This is a genomic window from Streptomyces puniciscabiei, from assembly GCF_006715785.1.
Lineage (GTDB): Bacteria > Actinomycetota > Actinomycetes > Streptomycetales > Streptomycetaceae > Streptomyces > Streptomyces puniciscabiei.
On record NZ_VFNX01000001.1, the window covers coordinates 4236030 to 4257989 of the forward strand.

The 21960-nt window shown below is 70.7% G+C and carries 21 protein-coding genes and 1 tRNA gene; 10 read left to right on the plus strand and 12 right to left on the minus strand.

Going from position 1 to position 21960, the window contains the following annotated elements; all coding sequences use genetic code 11:
* Positions 1 to 32 precede the first annotated feature (32 nt).
* Together FB563_RS19575 and FB563_RS19580 are read left to right on the plus strand one after the other, a co-directional pair.
* Positions 33 to 455 (plus strand): hypothetical protein, encoded by a 423-nt coding sequence (locus FB563_RS19575; RefSeq protein WP_055709472.1) that lies wholly within the window; start codon positions 33 to 35, stop codon positions 453 to 455.
* 34 nt (positions 456 to 489) lie between these two features.
* The gene (locus tag FB563_RS19580) at positions 490 to 1359 is read left to right on the plus strand and encodes a spermidine synthase (protein WP_055709464.1); all 870 of its coding nucleotides are present in this window, start codon (positions 490 to 492) and stop codon (positions 1357 to 1359) included.
* 24 nt (positions 1360 to 1383) lie between these two features.
* Here the strand turns inward: FB563_RS19580 and FB563_RS19585 are convergent, their stop codons facing one another.
* Positions 1384 to 1890, minus strand: a complete 507-nt coding sequence (locus FB563_RS19585; protein ID WP_055709463.1) for a superantigen-like protein SSL4 — start codon at positions 1888 to 1890, stop codon at positions 1384 to 1386.
* 100 nt (positions 1891 to 1990) lie between these two features.
* On the opposite strand from FB563_RS19585, the gene FB563_RS19590 reads away from it, so the two are divergent.
* The 3 genes from FB563_RS19590 (at position 1991) to FB563_RS19600 (ending at position 5688) form a co-directional block, all read left to right on the plus strand.
* Positions 1991 to 2710: a response regulator transcription factor gene (locus FB563_RS19590; protein WP_055709462.1), complete on the plus strand. Its 720-nt coding sequence runs from the start codon at positions 1991 to 1993 to the stop codon at positions 2708 to 2710.
* The gene (locus tag FB563_RS19595) at positions 2707 to 4089 is read left to right on the plus strand and encodes a sensor histidine kinase (RefSeq protein WP_055709461.1); all 1383 of its coding nucleotides are present in this window, start codon (positions 2707 to 2709) and stop codon (positions 4087 to 4089) included. Before FB563_RS19590 ends, FB563_RS19595 begins: the two co-directional genes overlap by 4 nt.
* 132 nt (positions 4090 to 4221) lie before the next feature.
* Positions 4222 to 5688 (plus strand): glycoside hydrolase family 18 protein, encoded by a 1467-nt coding sequence (locus FB563_RS19600; protein ID WP_142218820.1) that lies wholly within the window; start codon positions 4222 to 4224, stop codon positions 5686 to 5688.
* A gap of 75 nt (positions 5689 to 5763) precedes the next feature.
* Here FB563_RS19600 and FB563_RS19605 read toward each other — a convergent pair whose 3' ends face one another.
* From FB563_RS19605 to FB563_RS19620, 4 genes are all read right to left on the minus strand, one after another.
* Positions 5764 to 7194, minus strand: coding sequence for a GH1 family beta-glucosidase (locus FB563_RS19605; protein ID WP_055706420.1), 1431 nt, complete (start codon positions 7192 to 7194; stop codon positions 5764 to 5766).
* A 92-nt stretch (positions 7195 to 7286) separates the two neighbouring features.
* Positions 7287 to 8180 carry a carbohydrate ABC transporter permease gene (locus tag FB563_RS19610; RefSeq protein WP_055706421.1) on the minus strand — a complete coding sequence of 298 codons (894 nt, stop codon included), beginning with the start codon at positions 8178 to 8180 and terminating at the stop codon, positions 7287 to 7289.
* Entirely contained in the window at positions 8177 to 9202 is a 1026-nt protein-coding gene (locus tag FB563_RS19615; protein WP_055706422.1) for a carbohydrate ABC transporter permease, read from the minus strand. The genes FB563_RS19610 and FB563_RS19615 overlap by 4 nt, the downstream gene beginning before the upstream one ends.
* Entirely contained in the window at positions 9199 to 10530 is a 1332-nt protein-coding gene (locus FB563_RS19620; protein WP_055706423.1) for an ABC transporter substrate-binding protein, read from the minus strand. Before FB563_RS19620 ends, FB563_RS19615 begins: the two co-directional genes overlap by 4 nt.
* 369 nt (positions 10531 to 10899) lie before the next feature.
* Between FB563_RS19620 and FB563_RS19625 the strand changes: the two genes are divergently transcribed.
* Positions 10900 to 11955 carry a LacI family DNA-binding transcriptional regulator gene (locus FB563_RS19625; protein WP_055706424.1) on the plus strand — a complete coding sequence of 352 codons (1056 nt, stop codon included), beginning with the start codon at positions 10900 to 10902 and terminating at the stop codon, positions 11953 to 11955.
* A 103-nt stretch (positions 11956 to 12058) separates the two neighbouring features.
* Here the strand turns inward: FB563_RS19625 and FB563_RS19630 are convergent, their stop codons facing one another.
* Positions 12059 to 12445 carry a DoxX family protein gene (locus FB563_RS19630; protein WP_055706425.1) on the minus strand — a complete coding sequence of 129 codons (387 nt, stop codon included), beginning with the start codon at positions 12443 to 12445 and terminating at the stop codon, positions 12059 to 12061.
* A 119-nt stretch (positions 12446 to 12564) separates the two neighbouring features.
* On the opposite strand from FB563_RS19630, the gene sigJ reads away from it, so the two are divergent.
* The gene (sigJ, locus tag FB563_RS19635) at positions 12565 to 13512 is read left to right on the plus strand and encodes an RNA polymerase sigma factor SigJ (RefSeq protein WP_055706426.1); all 948 of its coding nucleotides are present in this window, start codon (positions 12565 to 12567) and stop codon (positions 13510 to 13512) included.
* A 176-nt stretch (positions 13513 to 13688) separates the two neighbouring features.
* Here the strand turns inward: sigJ and FB563_RS19640 are convergent.
* The 4 genes from FB563_RS19640 to FB563_RS19655 all read right to left on the minus strand — a co-directional run bounded on the left by FB563_RS19640 (position 13689) and on the right by FB563_RS19655 (position 16476).
* A tRNA-His gene (locus FB563_RS19640) sits at positions 13689 to 13761 on the minus strand.
* Between the two features lie 129 nt (positions 13762 to 13890).
* Positions 13891 to 14493: an oligoribonuclease gene (gene orn / locus FB563_RS19645; protein WP_055706427.1), complete on the minus strand. Its 603-nt coding sequence runs from the start codon at positions 14491 to 14493 to the stop codon at positions 13891 to 13893.
* A 101-nt stretch (positions 14494 to 14594) separates the two neighbouring features.
* Complete coding sequence (locus FB563_RS19650; RefSeq protein ID WP_055706428.1) at positions 14595 to 15806, minus strand: helix-turn-helix domain-containing protein; 1212 nt, start codon at positions 15804 to 15806, stop codon at positions 14595 to 14597.
* 379 nt (positions 15807 to 16185) lie between these two features.
* Positions 16186 to 16476: a hypothetical protein gene (locus FB563_RS19655; RefSeq protein ID WP_199832826.1), complete on the minus strand. Its 291-nt coding sequence runs from the start codon at positions 16474 to 16476 to the stop codon at positions 16186 to 16188.
* A 316-nt stretch (positions 16477 to 16792) separates the two neighbouring features.
* Here FB563_RS19655 and FB563_RS19660 point away from each other — a divergent pair, with 316 nt between their 5' ends.
* Entirely contained in the window at positions 16793 to 17320 is a 528-nt protein-coding gene (locus FB563_RS19660) for a universal stress protein (protein ID WP_055706429.1), read from the plus strand.
* A gap of 129 nt (positions 17321 to 17449) precedes the next feature.
* Positions 17450 to 17992, plus strand: coding sequence for a GPR1/FUN34/YaaH family transporter (locus tag FB563_RS19665; RefSeq protein WP_055706430.1), 543 nt, complete (start codon positions 17450 to 17452; stop codon positions 17990 to 17992).
* A 141-nt stretch (positions 17993 to 18133) separates the two neighbouring features.
* On the opposite strand, the gene glmS is transcribed toward FB563_RS19665, so the two are convergent.
* A complete protein-coding gene (gene glmS, locus FB563_RS19670; protein WP_055706431.1) occupies positions 18134 to 19951 on the minus strand; it encodes a glutamine--fructose-6-phosphate transaminase (isomerizing) in 1818 nt (605 codons plus the stop codon).
* A 12-nt stretch (positions 19952 to 19963) separates the two neighbouring features.
* Positions 19964 to 20221, minus strand: coding sequence for a hypothetical protein (locus tag FB563_RS19675; RefSeq protein ID WP_055706432.1), 258 nt, complete (start codon positions 20219 to 20221; stop codon positions 19964 to 19966).
* 165 nt (positions 20222 to 20386) lie between these two features.
* Here FB563_RS19675 and FB563_RS19680 point away from each other — a divergent pair, with 165 nt between their 5' ends.
* Complete coding sequence (locus FB563_RS19680) at positions 20387 to 21952, plus strand: purple acid phosphatase family protein (RefSeq protein WP_055706433.1); 1566 nt, start codon at positions 20387 to 20389, stop codon at positions 21950 to 21952.
* Positions 21953 to 21960 lie beyond the last annotated feature (8 nt).

The window sequence follows — 21960 nt, forward strand, 5'->3', positions numbered from 1 at the left end:
GACCGCGACAGGGCTGTGTGGTGGAGGCCGGCATGGAGACCAGGGAGTCCAGCCAGAGCAATGACCCTTGTACGCCGCCGCCGTCGGCCGCGGCGTACGACGCGGAGGCGGCGGCCTGCGACCTGGTGACGGTACCGGCCCGGCAGGGCCTGGAGGCGGTCGACATCCTGCGGCGCGGCGCCGGTGAGGCGATGGGGCCCGTGCTGCACGACGGCGGCTGCGCCACCCTCGGCTTCCTGGTTCCGGCGGGCACCGCGGCCGGCTGGGACGTGCCGGGCAGCACCTGCACGGAGACCGACGGGCGCGGACTCAGGCTGAACCCCGAGCCGCCGGTGGAGGGCTCCGACTGGCTGCTGCCGCCGGGCGAGGCCGACCTCGCCACCGACCCGGTGGTGCTGCGCCGGGCCCTCGGGGAGGCGGCCCGGCTGATCGAGGCGGCCGACCGCTGCCAGTGAGGCGGCCGTCCGCGGCACCTGAGAGACTGGACCGATGGGCAGGTCCAGGAACACGCGGCGCGGGCCGGCGGCCGTCGAAGCCGTCGTGGAGGCGGTCGACGGCGGCCTCGCACAGCTCGTACCCGACCCCGACCGGGGCCGCGCCTGGACGCTGCTGATCGACGGCGCGCCCCAGTCCCACGTCGACCTGGACGACCCCGCGTACCTCTCCTTCGAGTACCAGCGCCGCCTCGGCCATGTCATCGACCTCGTCGCCCCGCCCGGCAAGCCCGTGCACGCCGTGCATCTCGGCGGCGGCGCGTTCACCCTCGCCCGGTACACCGCCGCCACCCGACCCCGCTCCACCCAGCAGGTCGTCGAACGCGACGCGGCCCTGGTCCAACTGGTCCGCCGGGAGCTGCCGTTGGACCCGGGCGCCCGGATCCGGGTCAGATCGACGGATGCCCGCGCGGGCCTCGCCAAGGTGCCGGACGGCTGGGCGGACCTGGTCATCGCGGACGTCTTCAGCGGCGCCCGGACCCCGGCCCATCTCACCTCCACCGAGTTCCTGGACGAGGTCCGCCGGGCCCTGACACCCTCCGGGGTCTACGCCGCCAACCTCGCCGACGGCCCGCCGCTCGCCCATCTGCGCGGCCAGATCGCCACCGCCGCCGCCCGGTTCACCGAACTCGCGCTGATCGCCGACCCGGCCGTCCTGCGCGGCAAACGCTTCGGCAACGCCGTCCTGGTCGCCTCCGACGCCCCGCTCCCGGTCGCCGAACTCACCCGCCGCGCCGCCTCCGACCCGCACCCGGGCCGGGTCGAACACGGCAAGCCGCTCACGGACTTCACGGGCGGCGCGGCCCCGGTGACGGACGCGGCGGCCGTGGCCTCCCCGGCCCCGCCGCCGTCGGTGTTCCGCTGATCCGGCTCTTTTCGGGCGCGACCCTCAGTAGTTCCCGATGTCCACATGCGGCGGCCCGTCGTGCCAGGTGCACATCACCGACACCCGGTTCGTGCCGCTGCTGAACTCCACCCGGATCCACGTCTCGGTCTTCCACACCTGCATCGACCAGCCGGTCCCCGGCGTCGCCGAGACGAGCGTGGCACTGGACGGACCCAGGTCGAACACGGCCCGGCCGCCGTCGGTGTCGTACGACTTGACCCGGCCGGACGCGGACGAGGAGGCGGTGGGGGAGGGACTCGAGGTGCGGCTGGGCGTGGGCGCCGGGGCCGGGGTCCGGGTCGACGGGCCGGTGGACGGGGACGGCCGGTGCGTCGGCGAGGGCAGGGCCTTCGAGCCCTGGGCCGTCGCGTCGGCAGCCGTGACCGGCAGGGCGCGCGGCGGGTCGTACGCCGTCCCGGCCATCACCGTGTGCACACCCCACCACGACAGCGTGACCGCCGCTCCCGTCGCGAGCAGCCACGCCAGTACGTGTACGAGTCCTCTGCGCATCGCGGGCCATACTGCCTCAGGACCCACACGGGTTGTCCACAGGGCCGCAGTTGTCCACAGGTCCGGACCGGGTCCGGCCGCATGGCGTACGGTGCGGCGCATGGCAAGTGTGCTCGTGGTCGAGGACGACCAGTTCGTACGCTCGGCGCTCATCCGGCATCTGACCGACGCCGCCCACACCGTGCGCAGCGTCGGTACGGCACTGGAGGCGCTGCGCGAGGTCGCCCATTTCCGCTTCGACGTGGTCATCCTGGACCTCGGACTGCCGGACCTGGACGGCTCCGAGGCGCTGAAGATGCTGCGCGGCATCACGGACGTCCCTGTGATCATCGCCACCGCCCGGGACGACGAGACGGAGATCGTCCGGCTGCTCAACGCTGGTGCGGACGACTACCTGACCAAGCCGTTCTCCGTCGAACACCTCTCCGCGCGGATGGCGGCCGTGCTGCGCCGGGCCCGCTCCGGCGGCGCGGAGGCCGCGCCCTCCGCCGTGCTGCGCGTCGGCGGACTGACCGTCGACCCGCTGCGCCGCCAGGCAGAGCTGGACGGGGTCCGCCTCGACCTGACCCGCCGCGAGTTCGACCTGCTCGCCTTCCTCGCCGGCCGCCCCGGGGTGGTCGTCCCGCGCAGGGAACTCCTCGCCGAGGTCTGGCAGCAGTCCTACGGCGACGACCAGACCATCGACGTCCATCTGTCCTGGTTGCGCCGGAAACTGGGCGAGACGGCCGCCCGGCCCCGGTATCTGCACACGCTCCGGGGGGTCGGCGTGAAGCTCGAACCCCCGGTGGAACCCTCCGCGGACGGGGAGCCGGTGCGATGAGATGGGCCCTGGTCAAGGTCTGCCTGGCGGTCACCACGATGGTGGTGGTCGCCTTCGCGGTCCCGCTCGGCCTGGTCGTCAAGGAGATGGCCCGCGACCGGGCGTTCTCGAACGCCGAGCGGGAGGCCGCCGCCGTCGCGCCCGCGCTGTCCATCACCACCGACCGGGACAAACTGGAGCGGGTCGTGGCCTCGGCCGGCGCCGACTCCGGGATGGCCGTGCACCTGCCGGCAAACGGCGCCCGGTCCGCGCTGGACCTCGGCCGGCAGCGCGCCGCCGGCCGCGACATCCAGGCGGTACGGAAACTGGGCCGGGCCTCCACGACCTCGGTGGCCGGGGGTTCCACACTGCTCCAGCCGGTCGCGCTCGGCTCCGGCGACATCGCGGTCGTCGAGGTGTACGTCCCCGAGTCCGAGGTGACCAACGGCGTCGGCACGGCCTGGGCGGTGCTCGCGGCCGTCGGCCTCGCGCTGATCGTCGGCTCGGTCGCGGTCGCCGACCGGCTCGGCGTGCGCATGGTGCGGCCCGCCCAGCGGCTGGTCGAGGGGGCGCACGACCTGGGTGAGGGCAAGCTGGGGGCGAGAGTGCCGGAGGACGGGCCCACCGAACTCCGCCTGGCCGCCGTCGCGTTCAACTCCATGGCCGACCAGGTCGTCCAACTCCTCGCGAACGAGAGGGAGCTGGCGGCGGACCTCTCGCATCGCCTGCGCACGCCGCTGACCGTGCTGCGGCTCAATGCCGCCTCCCTGGGCGGCGGACCGGCCGCCGAGCAGACCCGGGCCGCGGTCGCCCAGCTGGAGCGCGAGGTCGACACCATCATCCGTACGGCCCGGGAGGCCAAGCCGCAGACGGCCGCCCTCGGCCCGGGCGCCGGGTGCGACGTGGCCGAAGTGGTGCGCGAGCGCATGGAGTTCTGGTCCGCGCTCGCCGAGGACGAGGGCCGCAAGTGGCGCGTGGCCGGTGTGGAGCGGCCGGTGCGCATACCCGTGGCCCGCGCCGATCTGGCCGCCGCGCTCGACGCCCTGCTCGGCAATGTGTTCCGGCACACCGCCGAGGGCACCGCCTTCGCGGTCGACGTGCACAACGGCGAGGACGCGGTGATCGTGCTGGTCTCCGACGCGGGCCCCGGGATACCCGACCCCGAGGCGGCGATGGCCCGCGGGCGCGGTTCCGGAAGCGCCGGTTCGACCGGCCTCGGCCTCGACATCGTGCGCCGGCTCGCCGAGTCCACCGGCGGCGACGTCCGGATCGGCTCCTCGGTGCTGGGCGGCACCGAGGTGCGGATCTGGTTCCAGCTGGACGTGCGGCGGCCGGTGCGGGCGCGGGTGCGAAGACGGCGCCGATCCGGCAGACCGGTCCTCACTGGTCTCGACCATTAATCGTCCCCGATCCCTTCCTTAAGCGAACCCTAAGGTCTGCAACGGCCGTCCGGATCAGGCCGTTTGCCCGATTCCGGATCGCTAGCGTGCTGCCGCACCTCACCCCCGTGAACAGCGAAGGCAGGCACGCGCATGACCACGCACCGGCGCAGGATCAGTGGCAGGAACAAGGCGATAGGCGGTCTGGTCGCCGCGGCCGTGGTCGGCGGTGGCGCGCTCCTGCTCACCGGCACCGCCAACGCGGCCGGGGTGAACGCCGCGTACACCAGGACCAGCGACTGGTCGACCGGCTACACCGCGCAGTACGTCGTCACCAACAACAGCGGTCAGACCGAGAAGACCTGGACCCTGGAATTCGACCTTCCGGCGGGCGCCAGGCTCGGTTCCCTGTGGAACGGCGAGTCGAGCGTCAGTGGTTCGCACGTCACAGTGAAGCCCGCGAAGTGGGACACCGAGGGCCTCGCCGTCGGAAAGTCGGTGACCGTCGGCTTCGTGGTCGAGGGCAAGGGCGACCCGACCGGCTGTCGTATCGACAACGCCCAGTGTTCCGCCGACGGCGGCGCCACGCCGGAGCCGAGCGGCCGCCCCACCCAGTCCCCGTCACCGACACAGAAACCGACCTCCACGCCCACCCCGACCAGGAGCGCCACCCCCACCCCGACCGCCACCCCGACGACGGGCAGCGGCACCGGATCCGGCACCACCGCCTCCGCCGGCTTCGCCCCCTACGTCGACACGAGCCTCTACCCGGCCTTCGACCTGGTCGGCGCGGCCGACGCGACCGGCGTGAAGAACTACAACCTCGCGTTCATCACCGACGGCGGCGGCTGCACCCCCAAGTGGGGCGGAGTCACCGACCTGACCGGCGACGCCGTCGCCGCGCAGATCGGCTCCCTGCGCGCCAAGGGCGGTGACGTCCGGGTCTCCTTCGGCGGCGCCTCCGGCTCCGAACTGGCCACCACCTGCTCCTCGGCGGACGCGCTGGCGGCGGCGTACGGCAAGGCGGTCGACGCGTTCAAGCTGACCAAGGTCGACTTCGACGTCGAGGGCGGCGCGCTGCCGAACACGGCGGCGAACACCCGCCGCGCCCAGGCCATCGCCAAGCTCCAGGCGCAGCACCCCGGCCTGGACGTCTCCTTCACCCTCCCGGTGATGCCCGAGGGCCTCACCCAGGACGGCGTGAACCTGCTGTCCGACGCCAAGTCCAACGGCGTGAAGATCTCCACCGTCAACATCATGGCGATGGACTACGGGCCCTCGTACAACGGCGACATGGGCGACTACGCCCAGCAGGCGGCCACCGCCACCCAGGCCCAGATCAAGAGCGTCCTCGGCCTGTCCGACTCCGCCGCCTGGAAGGCCGTCGCGGTCACCCCGATGATCGGCGTCAACGACGTCTCCGCCGAGACCTTCAAGGTCGACGACGCCACCCAGCTGGTGAACTTCGCCAAGTCCAAGGGCCTGGGCGGCCTGTCGATGTGGTCCGCGGCCCGCGACCAGCAGTGCCCCGGCGGCCCGAAGAACTCCGCCGACGCGACCTGCAGCTCGATCACCCAGGACAAGTTCGCGTTCTCGAAGGCGTTCGCCGCCTTCAACTGACGCACCCATGCCGAAGGGGCGCGGCACTCCGGGGGGATTGCCGCGCCCCTTCGCAGGTGTCGGGCCACGGATGTGTCAGGCGGCGGAGTCCACCGGCGGCAGCACACCCGTCCGCGCCGCCTCTCCGTACCACCGAGCGCTCGACTTCGGGGTGCGTGCCAGGGTCGCGTAGTCGACGTACACCGCGCCGAACCGCTTGCCGTAGCCGTACGCCCACTCGAAGTTGTCCAGCAGGGACCACAGGTAGTAGCCGCGGACGTCGGCCCCGTCGGTGATCGCGCGCCGGACCTCGGAGAGGTGGCCGTGCAGGTAGGCGATGCGCTCGGGGTCGTGGACGCGGCCGTCGGGATCGGGCTTGTCGTCGTAGGCGGCGCCGTTCTCCGTGACGTACAGGGGCAGGCCCGGCGCCTCACGGGTGTAGCGCAGGAGCAGGTCGTACAGGCCGGTCGGATCGATCGTCCAGCCCATCTCGGTGCGCTCACCCGGCGTCTGGTGGAAGACGACGTCGTCGGCGCCCGGCCAGGGGGAGTGCTCGCTGGCGCCGTGGCCGTCCGCCCGGGGGCCCTCGACCTCGCCGGACGCGGCCGAGACCAGGGCCGGGGTGTAGTAGTTCAGGCCCAGCGCGTCCAGCGGGACGTTGATCGTGCGGGTGTCGCCGTCCAGTACGTACGACCAGTCGGTGACCGACGACGTGGCCTCCAGCAACGACGCAGGGTAGGCCCCCTTCAGCATCGGGCCGTGGAAGATCCCGTTGGCCAGGTCGTCGATCCGGCGGGCCGCGGCCAGGTCGGCCGGGTCCTGGGAAAGGGGCCGTACGACGGAGGAGTTGAGGCTGATCGCGACCTCGTTGCGGGCCGGCATCACCGAGCGCAGGGCCAAGGCCCCGAGTCCGTGAGCCAGGTTCAGGTGGTGGGCGGCGCGCAGGGAGGCCGCCGGGTCGGTGCGGCCGGGGGCGTGGACGCCCGAGCCGTAGCCCAGGAAGGCGCTGCACCAGGGCTCGTTGAGGGTGATCCACTGCTCCACCCGGTCGCCCAGCGCCTCGCCGACCAACTGCGCGTACTCGGCGAACCGGAACGCGGTGTCCCGCTGGGGCCAGCCCCCCGCGTCCTCCAGCTCCTGCGGCAGGTCCCAGTGGTAGAGGGTGAGCGCCGGCTTGATGCCGTGGGCGAGGAGCTCGTCCACCAGGCGGCGGTAGAAGTCCAGGCCGCGCTGGACCGCGGGGCCCCGGCCGGTGGGCTGCACACGGGACCAGGAGACCGAGAAGCGGTACGCGGTCAGGCCCAGTTCCGCCATCAGCGCCACGTCCTCGCGGTAGCGGTGGTAGTGGTCGACGGCGGTGTCACCGGTCTCACCGCCGGCCGTCCTGCCCGGCGTATGGCTGAAGGTGTCCCAGATCGAGGGGGTGCGGCCGTCCTCCCGCACCGCCCCCTCGATCTGGTACGCCGAGGTCGCGGCGCCCCAGAGGAAGGCGGGAGGAAAGGTCACGGACGTAACGGGTTCAGGCATGGAAGCGCTCCCATTGGGGTCGTAGGAGACCTGACGTGGTGGAGGGGGAAGGGGCCGGGGCGGCGGTGGCCCGGCCCCCGTGCACAGCGGGGTCAGCCCTTGATCGCGCCCTGCATGATCCCGCCCACGATCTGCTTGCCGAACAGGACGAACGCGATCAGCAGCGGCAGTGTGCCGAGCAGCGCGCCCGCCATGATCACCGCCTGGTCGGGGACGTACCCGGTGCCGAGCGAGTTCAGGGCCACCTGCACGGTCGGGTTCTGCTGGTTCAGGGCGATGATCGGCCACAGGAAGTCGTTCCAGGCGAACACGAACGTCAGCAGGCCGAGCACCGCCATCGCCGGACGCGCCGCCGGGAAGACCACGTGCCAGACGATCCGGATGCTGCTCGCGCCGTCCACCCGGGCCGCCTCGATCAGCTCCGTCGGCAGGGCCTGCACCAGGTACTGCCGCATGAAGAACGTGCCGAAGGCGGTGACGAGACTCGGCAGGATCACCGTCTGCAGCTGGTTCGACCAGCCGAGGTCGGACATCCACAGATACAGCGGTACGACGGCCAGCTGCGGCGGGATCATCATCGTGCCGATGGTCAGCAGGAGCAGCAGGCTGGAGAAGCGGAACCGCAGCTTGGCGAAGGCGAACCCGGCCAGGGTCGAGAACAGCACCGTGCTCACCGTGATCGTGCCCGCCACGATCACCGAGTTGAACATCGCGGTGCCCAGCCCCGCCTGGTCCCAGGCCGTCCGCAGGTTCGTGAACAGGTTGCCGCCGAACCACAGCGGCGGCGGGGTCTGGGCGAGACGCCGGTCGGTGCGGGAGGCGGCGATCGCCGTCCACACCAGCGGGGCGAGGGAGACCAGCGCGAAGACGGTGAGCACGACGTACGTCACCGGGCCCGCGTGCAGCTGTTTGCCGGCGCCCGTCCGGCCCCGGGGCCGCCGCTCCTTCCGGGTCACCTGAGGCAGCGTCAGTTCACTGGTCGTCATTGGGACTTCCTCAGCCGTCGGGTGAGCAGCAGATTGACCGCGGCGATGATCAGCAGGATCAGGAACATCGACCAGGCGATCGCCGACGCCTTGCCGAGGTTGCCGATGATCCAGCCCTGGTCGTACATGTACAGGCCGAGCGTCTGGTACTGGTGCTCGGAGCCGCCCTTGGACCCGCTGACCCCGCCGAACAGCAGCGGCTCGCCGAAGAGCTGGGTCGCACCGATGGTCGAGACCACGACCGTGAAGAGGATCGTCGGCCGCAGCTGCGGGATCGTGACGTGCCGGAACTGCTGCCAGCGGTTCGCTCCGTCGATCGCGGCCGACTCGTACAGATCGGCCGGGATCGCCTGCATGGCGGCGAGGTAGATCAGCGCGTTGTAGCCCGTCCACCGCCAGATCACGATCGACGACACCGCGAACTGCGAACCCCAGTCGGACTCACGCCAGTTGACCGGATCCACCCCGAAGAAGTGCAGGATCCAGTTGACCATTCCGCCGTCCCACGAGTACAGCAGCGTGAACACCAGGGTCGCCGCGGCCACCGAGGTGGCGTACGGGGTCAGCATCACCACACGCCAGACGGTCGAGCCGCGCAGCCGGTAGTTCAGCAGGTGCGCCAGCCCGAGCGCGGCCAGCAGCTGCGGCACGGTCGAGATGACGCCGATGGTCAGGGTGTTCCTCAGGGCGTTCCAGAAGAAATCCGACGACCAGAGGTTCTTGTAGTTGTCCAGGCCCGCCCAGGTCTGGTGGTTCAGCGAGGACAGCTGCACGTCGTGCAGTGAGTACCAGGCCGTGTACAGCAGCGGAACCAGGGTGAAGGCGCCGAACAGGATGAAGAAGGGGGACACGAACGCGTACGGCGACGCCTTCATGTCCCAGCGGTACAGCCGGCTGCGCCAGGAGTCGGCGCCCGCCGGAGCACCGCGACCGTGAGCGCCCCGCGCCGCGCCCGGCGGGGTGCCGGGCGCGGCGTCGGCGCTCGACGCGGGGTGCGCGAGAGCCTGCTTGGGGCTGGTCACTGGCCGAGCACGTCCTTGATCTCCTTGGACGCCGCGTCCCAGCCCTGGGACGGCGACTTGCCCTTCTGCTCGACCTGGAGGATGCCGACGTCGGTGATCGCGGAGTTGATCGGCTGGTCCTTGATGCCGAAGTACTGGACCGGGATGGTCTTCGCCGAGTCGGCGAAGATCTGCGTGATCGGCGCGTTCGAGAAGTACGCCGTGGTGTCCGCGGCCGGCTGCAGGTTCGCGTACGCCGACGGGGTCGACGGGAAGCTGGCCTGCTTGGCGAAGACCTTGGCCTGCTGCTCGGGCGCGGTCAGCCACTTGGCCAGCGCGATGGCCTCCTTCTGGTGCTTGCCCGCGACCGGCACGCCGAGGAAGGAGCCGCCCCAGTTGGCCGCGGTGGGCGCCGCCGCCACGTCCCACTTGCCCTTGCCGGAGTCACCCGACTTCTGCTCGATGTAGCCGATCATCCACGCCGGGCAGGCGACCGTGGCGAAGGTGCCGTTGGCGTAGCCCTGGTCCCAGGTCGGGTCGAACTGCTTCAGCTTCGCCGACATGCCGCTGGTGGCGACGTCCATGGCGGCGTCCCAGGCCTTCTTCACGCCGTCGGACTTGTCCCAGACGACGTTGCCGTCCTTGTCGTAGTACCGCTCGTCGCCGCCGCCGAGGGCCGCGTTGTAGACGGAGGACGCGGAGTCCACGAACTTGGTGCCCTTGGGCGCCTTCTTCATGTACTGCTTGCCGACGTCGACGTACTTGGCCCAGTCGCCCTTCCACATCTGGGCGAGCTTGTCCCGGTCGGTCGGCAGCCCGGCCTTCTGGAACAGGTCCTTGCGGTAACAGATGGCCATCGGCCCGATGTCGGTGCCGAGCCCGATGAGCTTGCCGTCCTTGGTGGTGGCCTGGGCGTTCTTCCAGTCCAGCCACTGGGATTTGTCGACCTCCTTGCCGAGGTCGACGAACTTGCTCGCCTGCGTCTGCACGGCCTCGGTGATGTTGCCGATCTCGATGGCCTGGATGTCGTCGGTGCCGGAGCCGGCCTGGAGGCGGGTGAGCACCTTCGGCCAGTACACGTCGGTGCGGGTGGTGACGTTCTCCTTGATGTTGATGTCCGGATGCAGCTTCATGTACTCGTCGTAGAGGCCGGCCTGCTTGTAGCCGAAGACGCCGAAGGTGCCGATGGTCAGTGTGGTCTTGCCCTTGCCACTGCCGTTTCCGCCGCCGGAGCCGTCCGACGAGCCGTCGTTCGAGTCCTTGGCGCAGCCTGCCAGCAGCCCCGTGGTCAACGCGGCAACGGCCGCGAGGGCCATCAGCCGCTGGGACCGGCGGATGCTCGTGCGCATTGCGTCCTCCTGTTGCCTGACGTGCCGACCCCCCGGCCAACTGCATGGAATTGGGCCCGTTCGTACTCGCTGCGGCTCGGGCGGGGAACGTGCGGGATGTGTAGGTGCCAGGTAGTGTGGGAGCGCTCCCACGAGTGATGTGTTGAAGGGTCGCGGGTCGGGGGCGGGGTGTCAAGGGAGTGGGCACGGGCAACGGCGTTCAGTTATCAGCACGTTAAATTACGAGTAGCCCGTCCGGCGTTTGAGGACGAGGCCGAAGGCCGATGAGCAGGGGTCCGGGGGCGGCAGCCCCTGGGGCGGCAACTGCGGCGAACGGGGCTGTTAGATTCCAGGCCAGCTAGAACGTTCGCGGCGAGAGAGGCGGAGCCCATGGCAAGCCACGGAGCGCGGGGCCGCAGCGGGGGCCGGCCCACGCTCGAGGAGGTCGCCGCCCGGGCCGGGGTCGGCCGGGGCACGGTCTCGCGGGTGATCAACGGCTCGCCCCGGGTCAGCGACGCCACCCGCGCCGCGGTCGAGGCGGCCGTCGCGGAACTCGGCTACGTCCCCAACACGGCGGCCCGGGCCCTCGCCGCCAACCGCACCGACGCCATCGCCCTCGTCGTCCCCGAGCCGGAGACCCGCTTCTTCGCGGAGCCCTACTTCTCGGACATGCTGCGCGGGGTCGGCTCCGAACTGTCCGAGACCGAGATGCAGTTGCTGCTGATCTTCGCGGGCAGCGACCGCGAGCGCCGTCGCCTCGCGCAGTACCTCGCGGCCCACCGGGTGGACGGCGTCCTGCTGGTCTCGGTCCACGCCGACGACCCCCTGCCCGACCTGCTGGCCCAGCTGGAGATCCCGGCCGTGATCAGCGGCCCCCGCTCGGCCGGCGAGACGCTCACCTCGGTGGACTCGGACAACTACGGCGGTGCCCGCTCGGCCGTGGAGCACCTGCTCTCCCGCGACCGCACCCGCATCGCCCACATCACCGGCCGCCTCGACGTCTACGGCGCCCAGCGCCGCCTCGACGGCTATCGTGACGCCCTGCGCGACACGGGCCGGGAGGTGGACGAACTCCTCGTGGAACCGGGGGACTTCACGGAAGAGGGCGGCCGCCGGGCCATGTCCGTGCTCCTCGACCGCCGCCCCGACCTGGACGCGGTGTTCGCCGGCTCGGACGTGATGGCGGCCGGCGCCCGGCAGGTGCTGCGCGAGGCGGGCCGCCGTATCCCGGAGGACGTGGCCCTGGTCGGCTACGACGACTCCGCCATCGCCCGCCACATGGAGCCGCCGCTCACCAGCGTCCGCCAGCCCATCGAGGAGATGGGCCGCGCCATGATCGACCTGCTGCTCACAGAGATCGCCGACCGCCGCCCACCCGCGTCCCGGGGGCTGGAACGGCAGCATGCGGTGCTGCCGACGGAGCTGGTGACGCGGGCGTCGTCGTAGGCGGAGCGGCAGCCCAGCAGTCCGGGTCCGCCGCCGCGTGAGACCGCCCGCGGTCGGTACGCGGGGAACGCCGTCGGCAACCCGTCGCCGCCGTCTCCTCCCGTCAGCGGAGGAAGGACTCCGGGCCGAGCCGGCCCCAGGCCACGAACGCCGACAGGACGATGTAGACGACGTCCACCATCATGAGCGTGACTTCGTGACGCCGCAGGCGGGTGATCGCGGCACCGGTCATGAGAAGGGCCAGGCCGAGGGCCGCCAGCGGCACCAGAACGGGTGCGATGCCGAGCGTGGCGGGCAGGACCAGACCGACGGCGGCCAGCACCTCGAGGGCGCCGATGGCCTTCACTCCGCCGGCGCTGAAGTCGTGGATCCAATGCGCACTGGGCCCGAAGGCGGCGATCTTCTCCTTCGGCACGGCCACCTTGAGGCCGCCGCTGAGCAGATAGGCGACGGCGAGCAGTGCGGTGACGATCCACAGGGCGAGGTTCATACGAGGTCTCCTTCGGTCCCGTCGTTCCTTGTCGTCCCTCTGAGACAGGGCACCCCGGTGATCCGTGACAGGAGCGGATACGCTGCTGGCGTCTTGTGGATCTCCGGAGGGGGGAATCCGTGCCGGGATCGGTTGCGGGGACGGAGGCGGACGGGTACCGGTCGCTGCTGTTCTCCATCGCCTACGGGATGACCGGCTCCGTGGGCGACGCGGAGGACATCGTGCAGGACGCCTTCCTGGGCCTGACCCGGGCGCGCCGGGCCGGGACCCCGGTCGCGAACCTGAAGGCGTATCTGACCACCGCGGTGACCCGGCTGGGCATCAACCACCTGAGCTCGGCGCGGGTACGGCGGGAGACCTATGTGGGCGACTGGCTGCCCGAGCCGGTCGTGGTGTCCGCCGAGCGGCCCGGACCGGCCGAGCACGCCGAGCTGTCGGACTCGCTGTCGATGGCGTTCCTCGTACTGCTGGAGGCGCTTTCCCCGGTGGAGCGGGCGGTGTTCGTGCTGCGGGAGGTCTTCGGGTACGGCTACCCGGAGGTGGCGCGGATCACCGGCAAGACCGAGGCGAACTGCCGGCAGATCTTCGCCCGCGCCAGGAAGCGCCTCGGTCCCGGCGCACAGGTGGCCGGCAGCGCGCCGCCCCCGGCGCGGCGGGCGGAGAGCGAGGAGCTCGCCCGTAAGTTCTTCGCGGCGGCCGAGGGCGGCGACATGGACGCGCTGCTCGACATGCTCGCCCCGGACGTGGTCTTCCACGGGGACGGCGGCGGCAAGGCGCGGGCGCTCGCGAAGTCGATCACCGAGGCGCGCCCCATCGCCCAGCTGCTGGTCGGCGGCCTGCGCCGGGTCGGGAGGCTCGGCGCCCTCCTCAAGGCGGCCCGGGTCAACGGCCGCCCGGGCGGCGTGATCCACGACGCCGAGGGCCGCGTGGCCAGTGTGATCGAGCTCGACATCGCCGACGGCAGGATCCGGGCGATCCGCGCCGTCTCCAACCCCGACAAGCTCGAGCACCTCGGCCCGGTGTCGGACATCGGCCGGCTGCCGCAGCGGCGCCCCGCCGATCACTGAGGGCTCCGCCGATCACCGGCGGCATCGGGAGCGCGGCCGCCGCCAGGGCACGACCGTCAGGGATGCTCCGCGTGCCCGAACCCACGTCGGCGCCCCGCGTGTTCGCCGGGACCGGGGCCGGAAAACGGATCAGCCGGTGGCTCGTCTCTCGACGGAGCCACCGGCTGACCGGTGAGGGTGAGTGACGGGACTCGAACCCGCGACATCCTGGACCACAACCAGGTGCTCTACCAGCTGAGCTACACCCACCACGACCGGCGGTTGAACTCGTCGTTTCCCCGACCGGCCGAGAAGAAGTCTACAGGGTCCGAAGGGGTGCTCGCGCACAGGTTTTCGCGCAGGTCTCCGAGCGGACCCCGAAAGGGCGCAGAGGTGTCGTCACCGCGCGGGCAGGACGTGCTTGGCGGCGATCGCCCTCGCGGTGTCGGAGTCCGGGCCGGGCTGCGGGACGAAGATGGCCTCGCGGTAGTAGCGCAGCTCGGCGATCGACTCGCGGATGTCGGCGAGGGCCCGGTGGTTGCCGTTCTTCTCCGGGCTGTTGAAGTACGCCCTCGGATACCAGCGGCGGGCCAGCTCCTTGATGGAGGACACGTCGACGATCCGGTAGTGGAGGTAGTCCTCCAGGGTCGGCATGTCCCGCAGCAGGAAGCCGCGGTCGGTGCCGACGGAGTTGCCGCACAGCGGGGCCTTGCCGGGCTCCTTCACGTACTCCTTCACATACGCGAGGACCTGCTCCTCGGCGTCCTTCAGGGTCGTGCCGTTCGGGAGCTCGGCGAGCAGACCGGACGCGGTGTGCATCTGACGCACCACCTCCGGCATCGTCTCCAGCGCCTGGTCCGGCGGGCGGATGACGATGTCCACCCCCTCGCCGAGTACGTTCAGCTCGGAGTCGGTGACGAGGGCGGCCACCTCGATGAGAGCGTCGTCGGACAGCGAGAGGCCGGTCATCTCGCAGTCGATCCACACCATGCGATCGTTCATGCGACCACCCTAAAGCTGACGTCGGCTTTTGGGGTCCCCCGTGCTGGTACCGGCCGACGCTGAAAAAAAGGGGGCGAGCCTGTGCTCGCCCCCCCTCTCTCTCAGCTACCGGCTCGCGGCCCCGGCAGCAGTCCCACCGCGCCCGCCGCCGTGCGGCGGCTCTGCATCGGCACCCCGCTGTCGCGGTCCGGGTGCAGTACGGGGGCGTGGCCCACCGGGCCGGGGCCTGTGAGGCCCGTGACCGGCTGGCCGGAGGGCAGCAGCGGCGGCTCGGCGTCGGCCGGCCTGTCGCCCTGCGGCCTGCGGGCCCGGTAGGCGGCCCGGTAGGCGGCGGGGGACGAGCCGAGCTGGCGGCGGAAGTGGCCGCGGAGGGCCACCGGGGAGCGGAAGCCGCAGCGGCCCGCCACCTCGTCCACCGAGTAGTCCGACGTCTCCAGCAGGCGCTGTGCCTGCAGGACCCGCTGAGTGATGAGCCACTGCAGGGGCGCGCTGCCGGTCAGCGAGCGGAACCGGCGGTCGAACGTACGGCGGCTCATGTAGGCGCGTGCCGCCAGGGTCTCCACGTCGAACTGCTCGTGGAGGTGTTCCAGCGCCCAGGCGACGACCTCGGCGAGCGGGTCGGCGCCGATCTCCTCCGGTAAAGACCGATCGAGATAGCGCTCCTGACCGCCCGACCGGCGCGGTGGGACCACCAGGCGGCGGGCCAGCGCGCCGGCCGCCTCGTTGCCGTGGTCCGTCCGCACGATGTGGAGACAGAGATCGATTCCGGCCGCCGTACCGGCCGATGTCAGGACGTCGCCGTCGTCCACGAAGAGTTCGCGTGGATCGACGTGTACCGACGGATAGCGCTTGGCCAGCGTCGGCGCGTACATCCAGTGGGTCGTCGCCGGGCGGCCGTCCAGCAGGCCCGCCGCCGCGAGGACGAAGGCGCCGGTGCACAGCCCGACGATGCGGGCACCCTCCTCGTGCGCCCGGCGCAGCGCGTCGAGCGCCTCCTCCGGTGGCGGCGCGGTGATCGACCGCCAGGCCGGTACGACGACCGTCCCGGCGCGGGTGATCGCCTCCAGTCCATGCGGCGCGGTGAGTTCCAGGCCCCCTGTGGTCCGCAGCGGGCCCTCCTCGCCGGCGCAGACCAGCAGTCGGTAGCGCGGCACGCCGGCGTCCTGGCGGTCTATGCCGAACACCGACAGCGGTATGGAACTCTCGAAGATGGGGCCGCCGCTGAACAGCAGCACCGCGACGATCTCCTTGCGGCGTCGCCCGGAGAGTTTCCGGGCCGCGGCTTCCGGCGCGGCAGTGGAGTCGTGGCTCATACTGCTAAGCCCCCCTCGGTGGTCGCGGCTCCTCGGTTGTGTCGCTCCTGCACGTTTCCCCTCGGTCCTGCACGAGTCCCCCGCCGTAAAGACAGTCAAGATCGAATCTACTGGTTCCCGCGGTCTGACGGTGACCAGTTCCACACGCCCGAGATTGTCGACATGACAACTTGGCGTGAAGCATTCGATCACGAAGCGTTGCACTCGCGGAGCGCGCAGGGAAGTGCGCCTTGTCGCAGTGGCCAAACCGCGTAGGGTGCGCATCCGCCCGTGGACCCTTTCCGTGCAGGTCGAACGGGGGTTGGAGGGTGGTCGGGGCCCCTCTTCGCCGATATTCAGAAGTTGGCTGAAAAGAAGCGTTCGGGGGTGCGAAAACAGGTCAGTCGACCGGTGTCCGCCGACGGGTGTGACGTCCTCGTCTTTGCTTCGGGCAACGCTCGCCGTCCCACCCGTACCGCTGGGCACACCACTCCGACCGGCGCAGCAGGAAGCGGCACACGGCCGTGACGGCGGCCAGGCTCAGCGCAGCGCCCGCCGCGCCGGCCAGCGAGGTGCCGTACCAGACCAGGACCAGGGGGACGAGTACGCAGCTGAAGGCGGCCCAGCGGATCAGATCGCTCACGGTGTCCGGCGCGGGGTGCGGCTCGGGGGCGGATCGGCGTCCGGACATCACTCGTACTCCCTGTGGCGGTGGCTCACGGGGATCAACGCGTGTTCGAGCGGTCGGTCACCGGCCGTCACATCTGTTCATCCTGTGCAAACAGCCTGTACGTGGCAGCAACCATTGCGTTACGGGCGCCGCTCGTGCATGCTCCGGTGAACCCCTACGGACGTCGGGGGACCGCTTACGGAGCGTGCGCGGGATCTGGGCTCGGGAGGCGTGCCGCCGTACCCTTGAGGGTATGGGGTTGGGAAGATGTTTCCCGGACACAGCTCCGCCGCACACTGTCGTCCCACCCATAAAGGATCACAACGCCGAGACAGCCATGGCCGGTCACGAATTCTTCGAACCCGCGGACCGCAAGCGGCCGGTCGCCGACCCCACGGCGGCCGATCCCCTGGCGGCGGAAGAGCCACGCCCCGTCTGCGACCCAGCCTTCCGGCACGGAGTCGTCGTCGGCTTCGACGGTTCCACCTCCAGTGAGCGTGCCCTCGCCTACGCCATCGGCATGGCCCACCGCTCGCACTCGGGCCTGATCATCGTCCATGTCGCCAACCGGCTGCCCACCACCGTGTGGGCCGGCTGCGAGCCGCCCGTCTTCGTGGACGTGCCGGACCATCGCACCGAGGTCCTCGGCCTCGAACTGGCGTGCGCGGACTACCTGGCCGAGGTGCCGTGGATCCTGGTCGAGCGGGGCGGTGACATCTGCCACGAACTCGAAGAGGTGGGGCGGGAGTACGAGGCGGACGCGATCGTCGTCGGCTCCACGCACGGCATCGTCGGCCGCATCTTCGGCTCCGTCGCGGGACGGCTCGCCAAGCGGGCGCGGCGGCCCGTGATCGTCATTCCCTGACCGTCGTCCCCGGCGTATCCCAACTCCCTTTGTGCAGCGCGAAACTACTCGCGCGTAGAGGTGGTTTGTGCCCTTGTGAAGGGCATATATCGGTCACCGCGCAACAGCACAGCATGAAGGGAGCCCGCCGTGGACAACGGAAGTACTACGGTGGTCGGCCGACTCGCCCTGGGAATCACCCTGTTGGCGTTCGGTCTCGGTACGACAGGCGTGATCCACGGTGTGGCCGCGTCCGATGCCGTGTCAGTGGCCCACTACGTGGGTGGAGTTGCTCTGTTCCTGGTCGGCCTGCTGGCCTTCCGCGGCGGCGACGGCGTTTCCGGCACGGGCTTCGCGGCCCTCGGCGCGCTGTGGTTCACCTGGGCGGTGGGCGGTCACTCCTCCGCCAACGCGGCCGGGCTCTTCCTGCTCCTCTTCGCCCTGGTGGCGCTCACCCTGACCGTCGCCGGCGGGGACAGCCTCGGTCAGGTCATGCACGGGCTGCTGTTCCTGGCGATGCTGGTGCTGGCCGTCGCGGCCTTCGCCGACAGTTCCTCTTTGGCCAAGGTCGGCGGCTGGGTGGCTGCTGTGTCCGGCGCGGTGGCTTGGTACGCCGCGACGGCCGCGCTCGCGCACTGGCCGACGGCGCTTCCTGGTCGTGCTGCGGGCCGGGGGGTGACGGCCGCCGGCTGATCCGAGCAGCACTGAAGGGACCCCCACGTGTTTGGTGGCACACGTGGGGTCCCCTTTTTGTGCCTGAACCGGCGCCGCTCTCGCGGACGTGGTTGCTCGCCGCGGGGGTTGCTCAATTGTCGCTTCGGCGGTCGCGTGAACCTACTCCACCGTCACCGATTTGGCGAGGTTGCGGGGCTTGTCGATGTCCCGGCCCAGGGCCTTCGCCGTGTGGTACGCGAGGAGCTGGAGCGGGATGCCCATCAGGATGGGGTCGAGTTCGTCCTCGTTCTTCGGCACGACGATCGTCTGGTCGGCCTTCTCCTGGTGCTGGTGGGCCACCGCGAGGATCTTGCCGCTGCGGGCCTTGATCTCCTCCAGTGCCGCGCGGTTCTTCTCCAGCAGGTCGTCGTCGGGGACGATCGCGACCGTGGGCAGGGCCGGCTCGATCAGGGCCAGCGGGCCGTGCTTCAGCTCGGAGGCCGGGTAGGCCTCGGCGTGGATGTAGGAGACCTCCTTGAGCTTCAGGGAGGCCTCGCGGGCCACCGGATAGCCCCGCACGCGGCCGATGAAGAGCATCGAGCGGGCGTCGGCGTACAGCTCCGCCAGCTCCTTGATCTGCTCCTCCTGCTTGAGGATCTCGGTGATCTGCTCGGGCAGCTTGCGCAGGCCCTCGATGATCCGCTTGCCGTCGCGGACCGAGAGGTCACGGGTGCGGCCCAGGTGCAGGGCGAGCAGCGCGAAGGCGACCGTCATGTTGGTGAAGCACTTGGTCGACACCACGCAGACCTCGGGGCCGGCGTGCACGTAGATGCCGGCGTCCGCCTCGCGGGCGATCGCGGAGCCGACCACGTTGACGACGCCGAAGACCTTGGCGCCCTTGCGCTTCAGCTCCTGGACGGCGGCGAGGACGTCGTACGTCTCACCGGACTGGGAGACGGCCACGTACAGGGTGTCGGGGTCCACGACCGCGTTGCGGTAGCGGAACTCGGAGGCCGGCTCGGCGTCGGCGGGGATACGGGCCAGCTCCTCGATCATCTGGGCGCCGATCATGCCCGCGTGGTACGAGGTGCCGCAGCCGAGGATCTTCACCCGGCGGATCTGCCGGGCCTCGCGGGCGTCCAGGTTGAGGCCGCCGAGGTGCACGGTGGAGAAGCGGTCGTCGATGCGGCCGCGCAGCACGCGGTCCACGGCGTCGGCCTGCTCGAAGATCTCCTTGTGCATGTAGGTGTCGTGGCCGCCCATGTCGTACGACTCGGCCTCCCACTCCACCGTGGTGGGCTCGGCGGTGGTGCGCGTGCCCTCGGTGGTGTAGGTGCGGAAGTCGTCGGCCTTGAGGGTGGCCATCTCGCCGTCGTCGAGGGTCACTATCTGGCGGGTGTGGGCGACCAGGGCGGCGATGTCGGAGGCGACGAACATCTCCTTGTCGCCGATGCCGAGGACGACCGGGGAGCCGTTGCGGGCCACCACGATCCGGTCGGGGAAGTCGGCGTGCAGCACGGCGATGCCGTAGGTGCCCTCGATCACGCGGACCGCCTGGCGGACCTTGTCCTCCAGCTTCTCGGCCGAGGAGCGGGCGATCAGGTGGGTGAGGACCTCGGTGTCGGTCTCGGAGAGGAACTCGACGCCGTCCGCCTCCAGCTTGCGGCGCAGGTCGGCGGCGTTGTCGATGATGCCGTTGTGCACGACGGCGACCTTGTTGTCGGCCGACATGTGCGGGTGGGCGTTGACGTCGGAGGGGGCGCCGTGGGTGGCCCAGCGGGTGTGGGCGATACCGGTCGTGCCCTTGAAGCGCGCCGGGACCTTGGCCTCCAGGTCGCGCACCCGGCCCTTGGCCTTGACCATCTTCAGGCCGGGCGTCTTCGGGGAGGTGACGACGATGCCCGCGGAGTCGTAGCCGCGGTATTCCAGCCGCTGCAGGCCCTCCAGGAGGAGAGGGGCGACGTCACGCTTCCCGATGTATCCGACAATTCCGCACATATATGGGTATTCCTAGCCGTAGACGATGCGGCGCAGCTGCCTGAGCGTCAGCTCGGGCGGTGCCACCGCTCGATACCTGAGGTCCGCCGCGATCTGTTCGAAGATCTCCGCGTTCACCAGGCCCTGGGCCTGGAGCTCGCGGTGGCGGCGCCGGACGTAGTCCTCCGTCGACTCGTCGAAGAAGGCGAGCACGTCCTGGATCACCCGCAGCGCCTCGCCCCTGCTCAGGGGTGTGGACCGCGTCAGGTGATCAACGAGTTCGTCGTGCACCCGGTAGATCCTGGAGTAAGGCAGCCGGTTTCGCAAGAATCGTGCCCGATTTCGGGCAGAGGTCCGGTGCGGGGCTGTTGGATCTCTGTTCGTACGACGTCCATGCTGTGTCCTGCGTCTCGTTGCCCGGACCCACGAGTTTCGGACGCCATGGACATTCCTCGTATGGGAGTACCGGAGAAGCTGGCCGCGCGCATGAGCATGGCCGAGCAGCACGAGTACCTGCGCGCCAGATTCTCCCGGCGCACCATGATCAGAGGCGGCGCCGTCACGCTCGGCGCCGTCGCGGGTGGCGCGTTCGTGCCGGGCGCCACCGCCCAGGCGGCGGTGCCGACGCAGGCCACCGCCCCCGCCGCCGAGACGGTCGACGGCGCCCTCGTCGCCCCCTTCGGCCGCCACCTCGCCTACGGCAACGACCCGCGCACCGAGATGACGGTCTCCTGGCAGGTCCCGGTCGCAGTGAAGAAGCCGTTCATCCGCATCGGCGCCCACCCCTGGGACCTCTCCCGCAAGATCGAGGCCGAGGTCCGCAGCCTCTACACCCCGGCCGGCGTCGGCGCGAGCGGCGACCACACGCAGTACTACCTGCACGCCAGGCTCACCCACCTGCGCCCCGGGCGGACCTACTACTACGGCGTCGGCCACGAGGGCTTCGACCCGGCCGAGCGGCACCTGCTCGGCACCCTGGGCACCTTCACCACCGCCCCCGCCCACAAGGCGCCGTTCACCTTCACCGCCTTCGGTGACGAGGGTGTGGGCTACCACGGCCTGGCCAACAACGCCCTGATCCTCGGCCAGAACCCGGCCTTCCACCTGCACGCCGGCGACATCGCGTACGGCGACCCGGCCGGCCAGGGCAAGACCACCGACACGGGCTTCGACTCGCGCACCTGGGACCAGTTCCTCTACCAGACCGAGTCGGTCGCCAAGCAGGTCCCGTGGATGGTCAGTTACGGCAACCACGACATGGAGGCCTGGTACTCGCCCAACGGCTACGGCGGCGAGGAGGCCCGCTGGACCCTCCCGGACAACGGCCCGGACGCGAAGAACCTGCCGGGTGTGTACTCCTTCGTGTACGGCAACACCGCGGTCATCTCGCTGGACCCCAACGACGTCTCCTTCGAGATCCCGGCGAACCTGGGCATATCCGGAGGAACGCAGACCAAATGGTTCGAGGCCCAGCTGAAGACGTTCCGGGACCGTGACGACATCGACTTCGTCATCGTGTTCTTCCACCACTGCGCGTACTGCACGTCCACGGCGCACGCCTCGGAGGGGGGCGTGCGCCAGGAGTGGGTGCCGCTGTTCGAGAAGTACCAGGTGGACCTGGTCATCAACGGCCACAACCACCAGTACGAGCGTACCGACGTGATCAAGGGCAACCAGGTCACCAAGAAGCTCCCGATCGGCGGCACCGCCTACCCCGAGACGGAGGGCGTGGTCTACGTCACCGCCGGCGCGGCGGGCCGCAGCCTGTACGCGTTCAGCGCCCCGGACTCCTACGAGGGCCACGAGCACGAGGTGGACTCCGTCGCCTCCTTCGTCAACACCAAGGACGGCAAGGTCAACGAGACCGTCACCTGGTCCCGGGTGCGCTACCTCAACTACTCCTTCCTGCGTGTGGACGTGTGCCCCGCGCCGAAGGGCCGCCAGACCACGCTGAAGGTGTCGGGCATCGCCGAGAGCGGCGACCGCATCGACCACTTCACGGTGTCCCGCACGGCCAAGTGACACCCTGA

Coding starts and splice junctions, on each gene's coding strand:
- FB563_RS19630 (WP_055706425.1), bottom strand. CDS start 12,445: ATGAACCTCGCCCTGTGGATCGTCACCGCACTGCTCGCCGTCGCCTAT.
- FB563_RS19580 (WP_055709464.1), top strand. CDS start 490: ATGGGCAGGTCCAGGAACACGCGGCGCGGGCCGGCGGCCGTCGAAGCC.
- FB563_RS19660 (WP_055706429.1), top strand. CDS start 16,793: ATGGCCGGTCACGAATTCTTCGAACCCGCGGACCGCAAGCGGCCGGTC.
- FB563_RS19625 (WP_055706424.1), top strand. CDS start 10,900: ATGGCAAGCCACGGAGCGCGGGGCCGCAGCGGGGGCCGGCCCACGCTC.
- glmS (WP_055706431.1), bottom strand. CDS start 19,951: ATGTGCGGAATTGTCGGATACATCGGGAAGCGTGACGTCGCCCCTCTC.
- FB563_RS19575 (WP_055709472.1), top strand. CDS start 33: ATGGAGACCAGGGAGTCCAGCCAGAGCAATGACCCTTGTACGCCGCCG.
- FB563_RS19655 (WP_199832826.1), bottom strand. CDS start 16,476: ATGTCCGGACGCCGATCCGCCCCCGAGCCGCACCCCGCGCCGGACACC.
- FB563_RS19680 (WP_055706433.1), top strand. CDS start 20,387: ATGGGAGTACCGGAGAAGCTGGCCGCGCGCATGAGCATGGCCGAGCAG.
- FB563_RS19620 (WP_055706423.1), bottom strand. CDS start 10,530: ATGCGCACGAGCATCCGCCGGTCCCAGCGGCTGATGGCCCTCGCGGCC.
- FB563_RS19650 (WP_055706428.1), bottom strand. CDS start 15,806: ATGAGCCACGACTCCACTGCCGCGCCGGAAGCCGCGGCCCGGAAACTC.
- FB563_RS19595 (WP_055709461.1), top strand. CDS start 2,707: ATGAGATGGGCCCTGGTCAAGGTCTGCCTGGCGGTCACCACGATGGTG.
- FB563_RS19585 (WP_055709463.1), bottom strand. CDS start 1,890: ATGCGCAGAGGACTCGTACACGTACTGGCGTGGCTGCTCGCGACGGGA.
- FB563_RS19605 (WP_055706420.1), bottom strand. CDS start 7,194: ATGCCTGAACCCGTTACGTCCGTGACCTTTCCTCCCGCCTTCCTCTGG.
- FB563_RS19600 (WP_142218820.1), top strand. CDS start 4,222: ATGACCACGCACCGGCGCAGGATCAGTGGCAGGAACAAGGCGATAGGC.
- FB563_RS19610 (WP_055706421.1), bottom strand. CDS start 8,180: ATGACGACCAGTGAACTGACGCTGCCTCAGGTGACCCGGAAGGAGCGG.
- orn (WP_055706427.1), bottom strand. CDS start 14,493: ATGAACGATCGCATGGTGTGGATCGACTGCGAGATGACCGGCCTCTCG.
- FB563_RS19590 (WP_055709462.1), top strand. CDS start 1,991: ATGGCAAGTGTGCTCGTGGTCGAGGACGACCAGTTCGTACGCTCGGCG.